We start from the raw sequence: 15,489 nt of genomic DNA on the forward strand, positions 1-15,489 counted from the left end.
ATTTTTAATCGCCATTTTTATCATTATCTTTATCTTTGATAATCTTGGTCACTTCCTGCACTTCATCCCCTTGATTGTTATGCAAATGCACTTCCAATTGATTGAAGGCGATATTGATATCGTTTTCACGACATAACCGGTCAATTTCACGGTTCACTTCATCACTGGTGATAGTACGCTCACCGATTTGGCGCACATAAAAACGTAATTCGTGATCCAATGTGCTGGCACCAAAACTTAAGAAATATGCCGCTGGCGCAGGATCCGTCATCACTTTACTGTTAGAGGTGGCTGCTTGCAGTAATACGCGCTTCACTTTTTCCAAATCTGAACCATACGCGACACCTAAAGAGATCGTAATTCGCGTGACCGTGTCTGAGAGCGACCAGTTGATTAAACGCTCAGTAACGAATGCTTTGTTCGGAATGATCACCTCTTTGCGATCGAAATCCACAATCGTGGTAGCACGAATACGGATCTTACTGATTGTTCCCGAGTAAGTCCCGATGGTGACGGTATCCCCAATGCGAATCGGTCTTTCGAACAGTAAAATAATCCCCGAAACGAAGTTCGCAAAAATTTCCTGTAAACCAAAACCGAGACCAACGGTTAAGGCAGCAGCTAACCATTGCAACTGATTCCACGTGACCCCTATCATCCCAAGGGATGCAATTGCCCCGATACTGACAATCACGTAGGTCAGCATGGTGGTGATGGCATAGGTGGAACCTTGGCGCAGTTTGAGCCGCGATAATACCAACACTTCCAGTAACCCTGGTAGGTTGCGTGTCATGATCCACGCCACTACCACAATCACCACCGCTAAAATCAAGTTCGCTAAGGTCACATGCTGCATGATATTCGCCCCTTCCGCTGATGTGGCGGTATAGCTCCAGAGTTGGACACTATCGAGGAAGGAGAAAATCGTAATAAAATCAGACCAAATGGCGTAAAACGCAAACGCAAAAATAATAAACAGCACCATTGTGGTTAAGCGCAGAGACTGCTGGCTAATCAACTCAATGGTCATTGGTGGCTCTTTGATAGGCTCGTTTTCAGTATCTTCTTGCTGTTTTGACTGCGCTCGGCGCTCAAGCGCACGCTTATACGCCAGTTTTCTTGCGCCTAAACTTAACCCACGTAAACAAACATTATATGTGATGTACCAAAGCACCAGCAGGTACAAGCTATCTAACCAACGGTTGGCTAAACGGAGTGTGGTGTAATAGTATCCCGCAATCATCAAGCCGATTAAAATCAGCGGAGAGAATGTCAGTAACGTAATCAAAATCGAGCGAGTTAAGTGGCTCCCCGTTTCCTTCCACACCTGTTTACAGAACGGGATAGTAAAAATACACAATAATAATAAACAGATAGAAACCACTAGCTGCCCAATCACATCCTCAGACACCTTCAGCGGGTTAATCATTCCATAAGTGGAAAAGAAGATAAGCGGGATCAGCGGTACTGATAAACGCACCATTCGACGGCGCATACGCTGAGCATTTTCATGTTCAATATTAAAATGTTTCTCTGCAATACCTTGAGGTTTTAACACCCTGAACGTTAATTCAAATAGCGCCCAGAAAATAGCGAGTTGCAAGAAATAAGACCAAATAAACTCCCCTTGCAGGTTACCGGTTTTTAAGAACCAGTAACCAATGGCGATAACCACTAATGAGATTGGGATGGTTTGTAGCAACGTGAGAAACAGCGCCAACGGTGTATTCAATACGCTGTCGTTACGCAGACTGGATAAACGCAGGTCAATATCATGTAGACGTTGGGTGATTTTTCGATTCAACCAGATAAAGATCAGTGCCGCCAATAATAAAGGGATCGTCACCCACAGCGAGCTCAGCAAGCCTTTTTTCAGGCTAGAGAATGAAAAATCAAAATCGAGGTGAGTTAATTGATTTGTGGCCGCTTCTGGAAACGCTTTTAACCACTCGATATCCATCGGTTTATTACTGTTTACCCAGAAAATCTGCTGAGCCAAAGTATGCTCAAGCGAGCTGACCACACTCAATAATTGGTTTTGATCCAGTTGCAAATTAATGGCTTGGGAAATTTGCCCACCTAGCTGTAAATTCAATTCATCCAATAATTCACGGCGAACATCCAAGATTTTTACCAGTGCCGCTTTATCTTCTGGGGTAAACAAGCGAGCATTTTCTTGCTCTCCAACCTTAACCGCTTGCTCATGCTCCAGAGTATTAATGTAGTCAGTAGGTTGGTATAACGCATCACGCTGCTGGTTAATATCAAATTGCTCCAAACGCAGGTCGGCGATGGTGACAGGTAAGTTTTTGGTTAAGATATCAGCGGGTAAATCAATTTGTTGCTGAAAAAGAATTCGCGATAGCAGCAAACTTCCGCGTAATACGTTGATTTGCTCTTTTAAGTTTCGTTCTGACTGTGTGGCACGTTCTAACCAAGTTTTTACTCGGATGCCATTTTGCACCATTTTGTTGCCGTCTTGAGTCACTTCAATCAAGCGGTTGCTCAGTTTGTTATTGATCTCCACCTCTTTTTGAATAATCGGATTTTGCTGTACGGTATCATCCGTAGAGGTGTTTTGTGCTTCACGGACTGTCGATTGGGAATCACTGAGACGCTCTTTGCTAATCGCTTCTTGGATCACCTGAATTCGCGCATCGAGTTGCTCAATGTACGCCGCCGTGTAATCACGCTGTTTCTGTAAAACATCTTGGAGTTGCGTATTGGCTTGAAGAACGCGCTTTTGAAATTCGTTTTGCTGCTGTAGAAGGTATTGCTCCAGTTGCAGCATATTCACTTGTGAGGGGCGAAGCTTGTTGGAGTCAGTCAATGTGCTGTTAAGCTCATTGCGGATCTCTTGCAGCCTTCTCGCATTATCCAACATGATAGCTTGGGCGCGCTCAGGTTGAGTTTGCAAACCGATCAGTTGGCTGTTGTACGTGGCGAGATCATTTTGCTCCGCTTGCAGGTTATCCAAATGGGTTGCCAACATGGACTCTAATTGTTGTAGGCTGCTATTTTCAATTTGATGCTGAAAGTTAATATCAGGATTTTCATTCTGATTTTTTATTTGCAATAAACCTTGAACCGCTTTTTTTGACTCTTCACCGGAGTGACTTAATTTTTTTTGCAGTTCGTCTGAACGCTGATCGAGTTTTTCCAGCTCATCATAATAATTTAATGACTTTTCCAAATCGGCAATAGTGAATTTATCTTCTTGCCCCGCATTGTTTTTTTTATTTAGCGAATTGAGCTCTGTTTTTATCTCGTTTTTGCTGGGAAGGTTATTAATTGTTGCAGCGGAAATTTGAAAAGAGAAAAAGGTGATGGCAAATGCCAAAAATATTCTGATTGAATATAACCACACTTTTCTATATTGCATCAGTGAGCCCATGATATCTCGTTGTCATCCTACTATTATTTAGCACTTAAATTGTTTAGCGCTAATACCAATTAGTTCTAACTTGCTATTTGAGCTGCAATTTTGGCAAACCGCAGCTCAATTCTCAAAAAGCTTTTTTAATCAATAGCGATAAAATTAAAAGGTGAGAACTTTTTCGGCGTCTAATGTCCACGCAGCTAAATCAACCAGTGTACCGATTTCGACGCCATCAATTAATGGCAGCTCACTGATACCACGAGCATCAGTACAGGTCTTGCATAATTTAACAGGTACGTTTTGCGCGGTTAAAATCTCTAACATTTGCTGAAGGTTATACCCTTCTTTCGGTTTTTGTGCAGTGATCCCTGCAGTGACGGCATCGGACATTAGGAAAATTTTCAGGTCGGTTTGAGGGTGTTGCTCTTTTATTGTGATAGCTAAGCGCAGAGAGTTAAACAACATTTCACTTCCGTAAGGTGCGCCATTCGCAATGATCAAAATGGATGACATGGTTTTCTCCGATTATTCGTTTGGCGTCGGTTTGACTCGCAGCGAAACGCTATTTTTGAGCGTTTCTAATAGAGTATCAACTAACGTCGTTGTATGTGCGTCTATAATAAAACGCTCTGGCTGTAATAACCAGTTTTCAAGTAAGCCCGACATCAGTGCGCGGATCATAACCGCACTACACGCTAAATCTAAATCGGCAGGAAGTTGCCCTGCATCCACACAGTCACGTAAATTCTTAATAATCCGCTGTTCGCTTGCCAGATAATTTTCACGTTTAAAATCAACGACAGAAGCCATTTCTCCGACGAGCTCACATTTTAAGAAAAAGATTTCCATTAACGCGCGGTTTTTAGGAGTACTAATAAAATCGGTAAGAATATATATTAGCAATTCTCTTAGTATTAAAAGTGGATCATTGGTATATTTCGAACGATAATAATCCTCAGCTTGAGTAATTTGATTATCGCTAAATTCGCAGGCTTGATGGAACAGATCCACCTTATTTTTAAAATGCCAATATATAGCTCCACGGGTAACGCCCGCAGCTTTGGCTATATCGGCTAATGATGTGGCTGTTACTCCTCGTTCAGAAAATGTTTTGATGGCTGCATCTAATATTTCCTGACGGGTTTCTTCAGCCTGTTGTTTAGTTTTTCGTGCCATTGACGCTCGTTTTTATCGAAAGCTGATTTACATACATTAGTGTATGTTTGTACTATAGCATAGTGATAAATCATATAATTTGCTTTTTTTCTTAATTTTGTTTTGAACTCATATCGATTAATTGAGGTTAACTTATGCGAAAAAACAGAGGGGTGTTACCTCTGGCTCTGTTGGTCCTTTCAGGCGGCTTAGCGTTATCTGGTTGTAACGAAGAACAGAAAGGTGGCGGTGAACGCCCGGCGCCTGATGTAGGAATTGTTACGCTGAAAGCTGAACCTCTGACCATTAAGACCGAACTCCCAGGCCGTACATCTGCATTTCGTATTGCAGAGGTTCGCCCACAAGTAAGTGGCATCATCCTAAAACGTAACTACAAAGAAGGTAGCGATGTTGAGGCTGGCGTATCGTTATATCAAATCGACCCGGCACCTTTCCAAGCAACCTACAATAGTGCTAAAGCAGAATTAGCCAAAGCGCAAGCAAATGCTAATCTCGCCGCATTAACTGTTAAACGTTATAAGCCACTGCTTGGCACGAATTACATTAGCCGACAAGAATACGATCAAGCGAACTCAACGTATGCTCAATCACTGGCTGCAGTAAAAGCGGCTGAAGCGGCAGTTGAAACAGCACGTATTAATTTGAATTACACCAAAGTCACTGCCCCTATCAGTGGACGTACTGGTAAATCCAACGTGACTGAAGGTGCTTTAGTTTCAGCTGGTCAAGCAACTGAACTGATGCGCGTTCAACAGTTAGATCCTATCTACGTGGATGTCACTCAGTCGAGCGAAGATTTCTTACGTTTAAAAGCTGAAATCGAAAATGGTGCTCTGCAAAAAGAACCGGGTAAAGCGCCTGTTAGCTTAGTCATTAATGGCGGGCAAGAATACGCGCAGAAAGGGCAATTAGAGTTTTCTGACGTTACTGTCGATGAAACCACAGGTTCCATCACGATGCGTGCAGTATTCCCTAACCCGAACAAAGAGCTGATGCCGGGTATGTTTGTTCGCGCTATTTTAGAAGATGGTGTGAAAGAAAACGCGATTTTAGTCCCACAACAAGGTGTTGCACGTACTCCGCAAGGTGATGCGCAAGTGATGGTTGTTGGCGCTGAAAACAAAGTTGAAGTACGCAAAGTACAAGTCGCACAAGCGATTGGCAACAACTGGTTAGTAACTGAAGGCATGAAAGATGGCGACCGTGTCATTGTGATTGGCTTACAGAAAATCAAACCAGGTATGGTTGTTGTGCCGAAGCAAGCAAACTTAGAAACCCAATCCATTGTAGACACTCAGGCAAAACCTGAAACCGCGTCTAAATAAGGGAGCGATTGATTAATGCCTAAGTTTTTTATAGATAGACCAATTTTTGCGTGGGTAATTGCGATTATCACCATGCTTGCGGGTCTGCTGGCAATTATCAAGTTACCTGTCGCTCAGTATCCGACGATTGCACCGCCGGCTGTTTCCATTTCAGCTAACTACCCAGGGGCGGATGCGTCAACGGTACAAAATACGGTGACCCAAGTTATCGAACAGAATATGAACGGTATCGATAACTTGGTGTATATGTCATCAACCAGTGATTCATCAGGTTCAGCAAGTATTACGCTGACTTTTGAAGCGGGTACTGATGGCGATATCGCCCAAGTACAGGTACAGAATAAGCTGCAATTGGCTATGCCACTTTTACCTCAAGAAGTACAGCAACAAGGTATTAGTGTGGATAAGTCAACCAGCTCATTCTTAATGGTTGCAGGCTTTATTTCTAAAGACGGTTCAATGGGTCAATACGACATTGCCGACTACGTAGGTTCGAATATTAAAGACCCTCTTAGTCGTGTTAATGGTGTTGGTGAAACCCAGCTGTTTGGTACCCAATATGCAATGCGTATTTGGTTAAAACCAGAGCAACTTGTTAAGTACAACATGGCAACTTCGGATGTCATTAATGCGATTCGTGTACAGAACAACCAAGTTGCAGCCGGTCAATTAGGGGGAACTCCTCCTGTTGGCGGCCAGCGTTTGAACGTATCAATTATTGCTCAAACTCGCTTAAGCAACGTTGAAGAGTTTTCTAACATCTTATTACGCGTGAACCAAGATGGTTCTCAAGTTCGTTTGAAAGATGTCGCTACTGTTCAATTAGGTGCGGAAAACTACAGTACAATTGCTCGTTTTAACGGCATGCCAGCTGCGGGTATTGGTATTAAACTCGCAACGGGCGCAAACGCACTGGATACGGCAAATAACGTCCGTGCAGCATTAGCTGATATGGAACCGTTCTTCCCTGAAGGGTTAGAAGTTGTTTACCCGTACGATACAACGCCATTCGTTAAGATTTCAATTAACGAAGTAGTTAAAACGCTGGTCGAAGCAATTATGTTGGTTGTTGTGGTTATGTATCTGTTCTTGCAGAACATCCGTGCAACATTGATCCCAACAATCGCGGTACCAGTGGTGCTGTTAGGTACCTTTGCTATCTTGTCAGCCTTTGGCTACTCGATAAACACCTTAACCATGTTCGCGATGGTACTTGCCATCGGTCTTCTCGTGGATGACGCCATCGTTGTGGTTGAAAACGTTGAGCGTGTAATGCAAGAAGAAGGTCTGCCACCAAAAGAGGCGACCAAAAAATCTATGGGGCAAATTCAAGGTGCTCTGGTCGGTATTGCAATGGTGCTGTCTGCGGTATTTATCCCAATGGCCTTCTTCGGCGGGTCTACAGGGGCAATTTACCGTCAGTTCTCTATCACCATCGTTTCATCGATGCTGCTATCAGTATTAGTTGCGATGATCCTGACCCCTGCACTGTGTGCAACTATGTTGAAGCCAATTGAAAAAGGCAGCCATGGTTCCACAAAAGGGTTCTTTGGATGGTTTAACCGCGTATTTGAAAAGCAAGCTCACCATTACACAGACAGCGTAAGCCGTATGTTGAATGGTACAGGTCGTTACCTTGTGATCTACGTTTTACTGGTAGTGGGTATGGCATTTATGTTCGTTCGTCTGCCATCATCATTCTTACCAGCAGAAGACCAAGGGGTGTTCTTATCCATGGTGCAGTTACCACCAGGATCAACTCAAGAGCAAACCGAGGTCATCTTGGATGAAGTGAGTAATTACTTCAGAGTAGATGAAGGTAAAAACGTTGAGTCTGTATTTACTGTTGGTGGCTTTAGCTTTGCAGGTGCAGGGCAAAACATGGGTCTTGCGTTCGTCGTTCTGAAAAACTGGGATGAGCGTAAAGGTGACGAAAACCATGTGGATGCGATTGTTGCACGTGCAAACGCAGCACTATCCAAAAAACAAGGCGCCTTCATTTATGCCTTTAACTTACCAGCAATCGTCGAATTAGGAACATCAAACGGTTTTGACTTTGAGTTGGTAGATAAAGCAGGTTTAGGTCATGAAAAACTGATGGAAGCACGTAATCAGTTACTTGGACTAGCCGCTCAGCACCCTGAAATTTTGCAAGGTGTACGCCCGAATGGTCAAGATGATACCTCACAGTATCGAATCTACATTGACCAGCAAAAAGCACAGGCGCAAGGCGTTGCGATCAGCGATATCAACGCAACTCTCAGCTCCGTGTTTGGTGGATCGTACGTCAATGACTTTATCGACCGTGGTCGTGTGAAGAAAGTTTACGTACAAGGTGACGCGGAAAGCCGTATGTTGCCGTCAGATATCAGCAACCTGTATGTTCGTAATAACCAAGGAAAAATGGTGCCATTCTCGGCATTCTTAGATACATCTAAAGATCCTTGGAAATACGGTTCACCACGTTTAGAACGTTATAACGGTGTTCCAGCGATGAACATTCAAGGTCAAGCAACAGAAGGTCAAAGTACCGGTGCTGCAATGTTGATGATGGAAAAACTGACCACCGAAAACCTACCTGCGGGTATCGGTTATGAGTGGACAGGTATGTCGTATCAAGAGCGTTTGTCTGGTAACCAGGCACCTGCCCTGTATGCGATTTCCCTGATTGTTGTATTCCTGTGTCTGGCTGCACTGTATGAAAGCTGGTCTGTACCGTTCTCGGTTATGTTAGTGGTTCCACTTGGGGTTATCGGTGCGTTACTCTTCACCTCAGTCCGAGGCTTAGATAACGACGTTTACTTCAAAGTAGGTCTGTTAACCACCATTGGGTTATCGGCGAAGAACGCAATCTTGATTGTTGAATTCGCCAAAGACTTGATGGAGAAAGAAGGTAAAGGATTGATTGAAGCAACATTAGATGCAGTTAAAATGCGTCTAAGACCAATCCTGATGACATCACTGGCATTTATGTTGGGTGTTATCCCTCTGGTATTCAGTAATGGTGCAGGTTCTGCAGCACAGAACTCCGTCGGTACAGGCGTACTAGGTGGTATGTTCGCAGCAACATCATTAGCTATCTTCTTCGTTCCGGTATTCTTTGTGGTGATCCGTCGCCGCTTTGCAAAGGCACCAGAACACGTTGATAACAATCAGCCACCAGCAGCTCATTAATCGCTAGTGCGTTAAAAAAGCCCCCTTAATTGGGGGCTTTTTATTTATATGACTGCCATCAATAGCATTTAATGTGTTTTATATTGAATCATATCTATAGAAGAAATCTCTGGGCCTCGCGTATTCATCTGTACATTATCATATTGTAAATAACTAAAATCTTTGTTTAATGTTATTTGGCTACAACTTTCAGCTAAAAAAGCCAGCTCTTCATTACATCGTGGCTTCTCTTCAAAATAGCTTAATAAATACATGGCACCACGATGATCGGTAACCGTTTCTGCAAGTTCACTGATATTTAAAATGCCATCATTAAAATGAATCATTAAATGTCGGCTATTTGATGAATTATCTCCATAAATATTATGCAAAATTAGTGAAGTCTGATTAATGGAGTCCGTAAAAATTAAATCATTATTCAGTCGATTAACAAAAATTGCATTGTTCTTCGCATTGATTGGTATAGCAAGATAATCCATTTGCTTATCTTGTGATTGATTATCAATAACAATAGTCTCATGGTTTTGCCAATCTTCTATTTTCAAGTGATAAATATCTTTACCTTCCCCACCACTCAATATTAATGTCTTAACCGTATTTAACTGTCTTGGTGCAAGAATATCATCATTATTTGTTCCTTTAATAATAAAGGATGAGCCTAATGGTTCACTTTTTGATAATGGATGAAAAATAATTTGGCGTTCTCGAGAAGATAACATTAACCCCCCATTTATTTTCTGAACATGTTCAAGAGAGACATCTGGATATAATTCAATATATTCTGGTAAATGTTCCGAAGGCTTTAAAGATTTATCATCATCAAACATAGTCGCTAGCAGCACACTAGAGATTGCCTTTTGTTGATATAATTTTTTGGCTTGTGTATCAAAAATAATTCCACTGTCATTATGTAAGTCAAAACCCAAAAACTGTAATGTATTTTCAGATGGTAAAGACTCACTAACAATCACTTTGCCTTTGAAATACCACGCTGATAAAGATTGTTTTCCATCTTTTACTTTTAAACCAAACAGTGTGATTGGATGAGGCTCATTAATAAAACCGCTTAAATTTTCCCAATTAAAGGATTCATTTTCAAACCAGTTTTTATTTATTGCAACAGTATCTGCACTACCATTAACATTAAGTTGTTTCACCACTCCGCTTTTTTGGATAACTAATAAATTACCATGCCAATCAAAAACTGTTTCTATTTCATCAAAGCTTAATCGCTTAGCGGTTGGATTCTTAAGATCAATATCCTTTTGCCCTAGCCCTTCTTGACGAAAAATTGTATCTGACTCTTTGCTATAAAAGAAAAAGACCTCGCCTCCATTATCATCAAATAGACTACCTACCAATGTGAGATCGGTTGGCGGTTTCCAGTTCCAAGTATCCGTGAGCGGATCAAATTTTTCAAAGCATGCCCCCACTATTTTTAATAATGTAGGCTCTGTATTTGCCACCCTAAATCGCTCTTCAACACCTAACAATATCCATTTGTTTGTAAAACCAGCATAAGTAGGATCTAATACATCCTTGAAAGGTTCACCATTTGCAAGCCTACGATTCATATAAGCTAATTCGTCAGGGTTAGTAGAAAACCAGTGCATTGTTTGAGATATGTTATCAATTTCCTTTTGATCATGATCATCTGGTCTGGCTAAATTAGGTTTTATTAATACGCCGTCACGAGTACGTAGCCAATAAACAGACTGGAAACCTAAATAGTTTGTATTTTTTATCATCACAGTTGGAGCGAGGTTTGGCGAAGGGGCTGTTATTAATGATGTTATTTGTGATGCATTTTTATCCTCCTTACTCGCTCTAATATAGTTATCATTAACTAAATAATCATGATTTAAAAAATATTTTTTCTGCTGTGGTGACATTACTGGATTTATTTTGGCTAATTTTTCCATTAAAATAAAGTCATTTGAAATATTCGCCAATTTCAATTTATTATCCACTAAATAATAAACGACATTCACTTCACTACGTCTATTTCTATTTTTTAACTCAACAATAATCACATTATTTTTTATCGATATATTTTCAACGCTTGAGTTATTACCTAAAATATCAAAAAAATCAAATCTCCCATATAACTCGCCATTATTAGCGTTAGTTGACCAGATTATATTCTCAGCTTTAGAATAAAAATATGCCGTGTCATCAATAATCGTAATCAACATTGCAGATTGGTTTTCTTTATTAGATGAGTTGGTATGTAGCATGCGCTGGTTAGCGACATCATAAAATGCCCTGCCAACATTCATTCCGTTAACTTGATAATTATCGATAATGACATATTGTTTATGTAACTGATTTTTATTATCTAAATCATCAAGATAGGATTTAATGCTGCTTTTTTCCGAATCCCACAGCTTACCATTCAGACGAACGATATCTATAGTTTTATTATTAAAATCAACTTCTCTGATCTCATGCTGACTATTTATAATCTGAAATTTATTGGACTTAGCCGTACCATCAATATAAATAACTGTATTGCCAATTTTAATATCATTATCATTAATTTTAATTGGCAGAGCTTTATTACCATCAATATAACTAGTATCAATAATCCACGTAGACTGGCCAGTCGTAAGAGGAGATTGTTTCAGTCTTAAAGAAGCGCCTTGATTTATTGTAATCCGATATTCCCCTCCGCTCCCTGTAATTGCATGCTCTATATAGCCATGCCAAGATTCTGGAAGCATAGGAACAATTAAATGTTTATTTTTAGAATCTAAAAAAACTGAAATAGGCGTAAAAACATACTCAGGTCTTAATTCTGATATAGCAGATTCTAGAGCACAATAAAAATAGTCAAAATAAAACTGATAATCCTCCTCTATTTTTCTAAGAACCGAAAAACCATAGTCGTTACGACTTGTAACACCCAAAAAAGAGGAATACTTGTAACTTAAATAGCATTCTGGTATTACAGGTAATACCAGAATATTCGATTGAAAGGGATTAAATTCCACCTCATTTTGCGAAACACCAACTGCTTCTCTAATATTGATCGCTTCATCTTTATTGATATCAGCTCGTGGACGTGATTGAAAATCGTGTAAAACACTATGTCCAAAAATCCATGTTCTTTTTTCACCTCGATAAATATAGTGACTACCTAGCGTAAAGCTCCCATCAAGAAAGTTAATTTCCTTAATAACAATGCCTTCTGTTGGAATTAATAATTTTTTCTCCTCATCATAACTGATAGCTGCATTCTGATAGTGATCTTTATATTGAGCAAAAATAATCCCAACTTCTAGCGTTTCTTGTGCATGACGCTCATTAATTTTGACTAATTCAGTGATACCAATTCCAAGACCCGTTAAAGGCACAGCTAATGGCATAGCGACACCAGCAGCAGTTTCAGCTCCCAATAGCGAAGCCCCATACCCCATAACGCTTGTCGCCAGCGCTGCAGAATCAAATGCCAACTGAGTCCCAATAATAGTTTTCTGAGGTTCATTTTCTGCATTTGCAAGTTCATAAATATCAAACCCGACCATTACCCCTTGAAAAACCGTACCAACCCCTTCATTTGCTGTTCGTAAAATTGATGATGAAAAGCTATTCATTTCTGTTTTTACAACCTCAGCCCCCTCTTTCCAAAGTGCCCCCGCTAAACGCACAACCCGTGATACATCATTTAGCGCCCCATGAGCCATCATTGTATAACTCACATATGCATGGATTTTCAAAGCACTTTCTAAGTTAGAAGGATTACCCGAAGCAACCGACTGACGATTGCGATTTGCTGACCATTCAATCAATGCCTTAATACCAATGGCTGAATTAAGCCCATCCACATGTTCAGTACCAGAAAGACACTCTTCATGTTGTAACTCTAAATCATTAAATGTGTAATGATCACTAAAATAACGCATTGATTCATAAGAATATTGTTTAAATTCAAAAAACGTTTTGTCATAGGTTTCAATCCAACGGGAAGATTCTTCGTTGTCTTTATGAACAAACTGAATTTGATACCGCCCATCCTCTAATTTATCCGTGCTAGCAAAAACAGGTAGCCAGTGTTCATCTAATTGATGCTCTTGCGTGATTTTATCAAGTGATGATTCTAAGCGGCCTCCCCATTGCTCCGCTTTTAAAATACTCAAAGACGATTTTATTTGCCTATCTTTTGCCAATAACCTTTGATTTTCAATAAAGTTTATTGTTTCTTGGCGCCTCGGAATAACCTCAGATAACTCAGAGGAAGACACTAAATCTTCGACTTTTAACCCTGAGCCAACATCTACGTTTGCCATTTGCTCTACATCAATCGATACGAGATCAAAAACAGGCACAGACTCTTCCATTAACACATCGTATTGATATACCATTTTTTCTTTGATCAAAAAGTTATTTAATGAATTAAATAATTTTTTAGGGTTATCAAAAACGTAAAGACCAAAATTTGGATCATAAAAATAGTAATGAGTTTTACCATTATAATTTTTTTTCCCTATTAGCATTGAATGGCTTCGGGTATTTAAGGCATACATCTGAGTCCCATTAGATTCAATGAATAGTTTTTTTATCTCCTTTAAATTAAGTAGACCAATTGAAGAGGAAGCTCCTACAGCTTGCGTATTAAAATGTAAGTTTTGCAGTGATGATCTCAATAAAACTGAGTTTCTATCTTCCGGTGATGCCGCTGCAGTAAATAGCTTATTGAAAAGTTCATCAGAACCATAAGTACCATCATGTAGCGCTAATGCAACAGACATGGATCTAACGAGAGGATAGCAGCGCCCTCCTTCATCATCCCCCATTAATTGTAAATAGAAATCTTGAGGAGCAAGGCGCTGATAAATGCTTCCTCCATCCTGAAATAGGGTATTTGTTTTTAATGTGAAATTTAAAACATTTTCTATGTATTCAGACTCTTCCTTTATTTTAATATATTGAGATAGAGCACCACGCTCATTAGCATTTAACCCACCCTTAATATAAAGCTCTCGCATTTCTGATGAAGACATTTTATCATCGAAACCGCGGATACTTTCTTTTTCATATTGTTGAATCCCATTATTAAAATCACTATTATTTTTCCATATATCATTACTTAATAGGACATTATATTTTTTTCTATCTCTGGTGTTTTCAGATTGAACACCTGATTTAATAGTCGCTTGATTTACGTTAATCACAGTATTTTCACCATGATTGTTTTTTATTTGCAACCATAGCCAACTACGTTCTACAGATAAACTTTCAGATAGAATAGAGTTATACTTTTGCTTATAATATTCTTTCAACCTCTGATTAAATTCAATGATTTTATTTAATTCATCTATTCTAACTTTATCTTCATGAGTGATTTCTGTTTGATTTAACTCGGTTCTTTTATTTTGTAAGCTACTAAGTTCCTTTTTTGCATCCTCTATTTTTACATCTATTTTTTCTCTCTCAATATTGAGATGTTTTTTTATTTCATTTCGAAGATTTACCCAAGGAAGAATCGCAGGATGTTGTGATGAAAAGTCACCGCCCTCATAAACACCATCTTCAATATGCCCCGTATCAATATTAAAATCCCGAGCAAGATTCACTAATTCTTGGTGAGTATCACTACGGTATCGATTAAATTTCTCTAGATTTGATTGAGATAATTCTTCATCTGGATATAACTGACTTATTGTTTCACCTTGTGTTCGTCGTTGTGGTGTGGGAATGCCATTAATAACCTCATATTGCTGACGCTGTAAAATTAACTCCCATTGACCTTCATTAAACCGCATATAAACCATTGCCAAACCTTCATCTGTCCCGGCAACTTGGTAATCAATAAAATCAAATGCCATGACCACATTGTCATATAATATCGAGCTATTAACTCTTCCATCATGGTACACACGATACGTCGTATCATTATGTTTTGTAACGATAACTGAGCATCCCGTTAAAGACCCAGTAAAGAGAAAGCTTTCTTCCGCTGCCTGTATAGGTATATCAACATAAGCTGGTTTTGTACTTGATTGATTAGCGCCGTTATACCCTAAAAAGTAAGCATTAACGATTAGCTCTGGGCTAAGATTTGAAGCACTGGAGATGGGTTCAATGGTGTAAGTATTTGGTGATTTCTGCGTCAATTTCACAAAACCTTGTGAGGGGAGTTTCCCCGCTCTTGTCATGCTATCAGCACTAATTGTATTGGTATTAGAGAACGATATCGCATTCTCCTTAAATAGCTTAATATCTTGACTTGCAGAAGTTTCTTGAGCTGATCTATTCCACCAAAAAGGTGATCGTAACGCCAAATCACGTAATGCCTGAGATATGATTCTAGGGTTAATGTTATTTTTTTTAGAATAAAAAGCAGATGAACAATGAAAATCAATTTTCATTTCTATAACTCCATTTATTTAATAAAAAAATGTAATAATTAAAAAATTATTCTAATTTTAATTA

General features: G+C 39.6%; 6 protein-coding genes. 2 read left to right on the forward strand and 4 right to left on the reverse strand.

Annotated elements, in window-relative coordinates:
* Positions 1-4 precede the first annotated feature (4 nt).
* From mscK to acrR, 3 genes are all read right to left on the reverse strand, one after another.
* Positions 5-3,394, reverse strand: a complete 3,390-nt coding sequence (gene mscK, locus ACIH2S_RS14735) for a mechanosensitive channel MscK (RefSeq protein ID WP_108478331.1) — start codon at positions 3,392-3,394, stop codon at positions 5-7.
* A gap of 144 nt (positions 3,395-3,538) precedes the next feature.
* Positions 3,539-3,892, reverse strand: a complete 354-nt coding sequence (locus ACIH2S_RS14740) for a DsrE/DsrF/TusD sulfur relay family protein (protein WP_036952565.1) — start codon at positions 3,890-3,892, stop codon at positions 3,539-3,541.
* A 12-nt stretch (positions 3,893-3,904) separates the two neighbouring features.
* On the reverse strand, positions 3,905-4,555 hold the full coding sequence (acrR, locus tag ACIH2S_RS14745) for a multidrug efflux transporter transcriptional repressor AcrR (RefSeq protein WP_036952567.1): 651 nt from the start codon (positions 4,553-4,555) through the stop codon (positions 3,905-3,907).
* A 134-nt stretch (positions 4,556-4,689) separates the two neighbouring features.
* Between acrR and ACIH2S_RS14750 the strand changes: the two genes are divergently transcribed.
* Both ACIH2S_RS14750 and ACIH2S_RS14755 read left to right on the forward strand, forming a co-directional pair.
* Complete coding sequence (locus tag ACIH2S_RS14750; protein WP_036952569.1) at positions 4,690-5,880, forward strand: efflux RND transporter periplasmic adaptor subunit; 1,191 nt, start codon at positions 4,690-4,692, stop codon at positions 5,878-5,880.
* 15 nt (positions 5,881-5,895) lie between these two features.
* The gene (locus ACIH2S_RS14755; RefSeq protein ID WP_036952571.1) at positions 5,896-9,054 is read left to right on the forward strand and encodes an efflux RND transporter permease subunit; all 3,159 of its coding nucleotides are present in this window, start codon (positions 5,896-5,898) and stop codon (positions 9,052-9,054) included.
* Positions 9,055-9,122: 68 nt separating this feature from the next.
* Here the strand turns inward: ACIH2S_RS14755 and ACIH2S_RS14760 are convergent, their stop codons facing one another.
* Positions 9,123-15,425 carry a TcdA/TcdB pore-forming domain-containing protein gene (locus tag ACIH2S_RS14760; protein ID WP_108478332.1) on the reverse strand — a complete coding sequence of 2,101 codons (6,303 nt, stop codon included), beginning with the start codon at positions 15,423-15,425 and terminating at the stop codon, positions 9,123-9,125.
* Between the last annotated feature and the right edge of the window lie 64 nt (positions 15,426-15,489).

The sequence above is a fragment of the Providencia lanzhouensis genome, from assembly GCF_050469745.1.
GTDB lineage: Bacteria > Pseudomonadota > Gammaproteobacteria > Enterobacterales > Enterobacteriaceae > Providencia > Providencia lanzhouensis.

Excerpts from the sequence above, each read along its gene's own strand:
- mscK (WP_108478331.1), bottom strand. The coding sequence starts at position 3,394 with ATGGGCTCACTGATGCAATATAGAAAAGTGTGGTTATATTCAATCAGA.
- ACIH2S_RS14740 (WP_036952565.1), bottom strand. The coding sequence starts at position 3,892 with ATGTCATCCATTTTGATCATTGCGAATGGCGCACCTTACGGAAGTGAA.
- acrR (WP_036952567.1), bottom strand. The coding sequence starts at position 4,555 with ATGGCACGAAAAACTAAACAACAGGCTGAAGAAACCCGTCAGGAAATA.
- ACIH2S_RS14750 (WP_036952569.1), top strand. The coding sequence starts at position 4,690 with ATGCGAAAAAACAGAGGGGTGTTACCTCTGGCTCTGTTGGTCCTTTCA.
- ACIH2S_RS14755 (WP_036952571.1), top strand. The coding sequence starts at position 5,896 with ATGCCTAAGTTTTTTATAGATAGACCAATTTTTGCGTGGGTAATTGCG.
- ACIH2S_RS14760 (WP_108478332.1), bottom strand. The coding sequence starts at position 15,425 with ATGAAAATTGATTTTCATTGTTCATCTGCTTTTTATTCTAAAAAAAAT.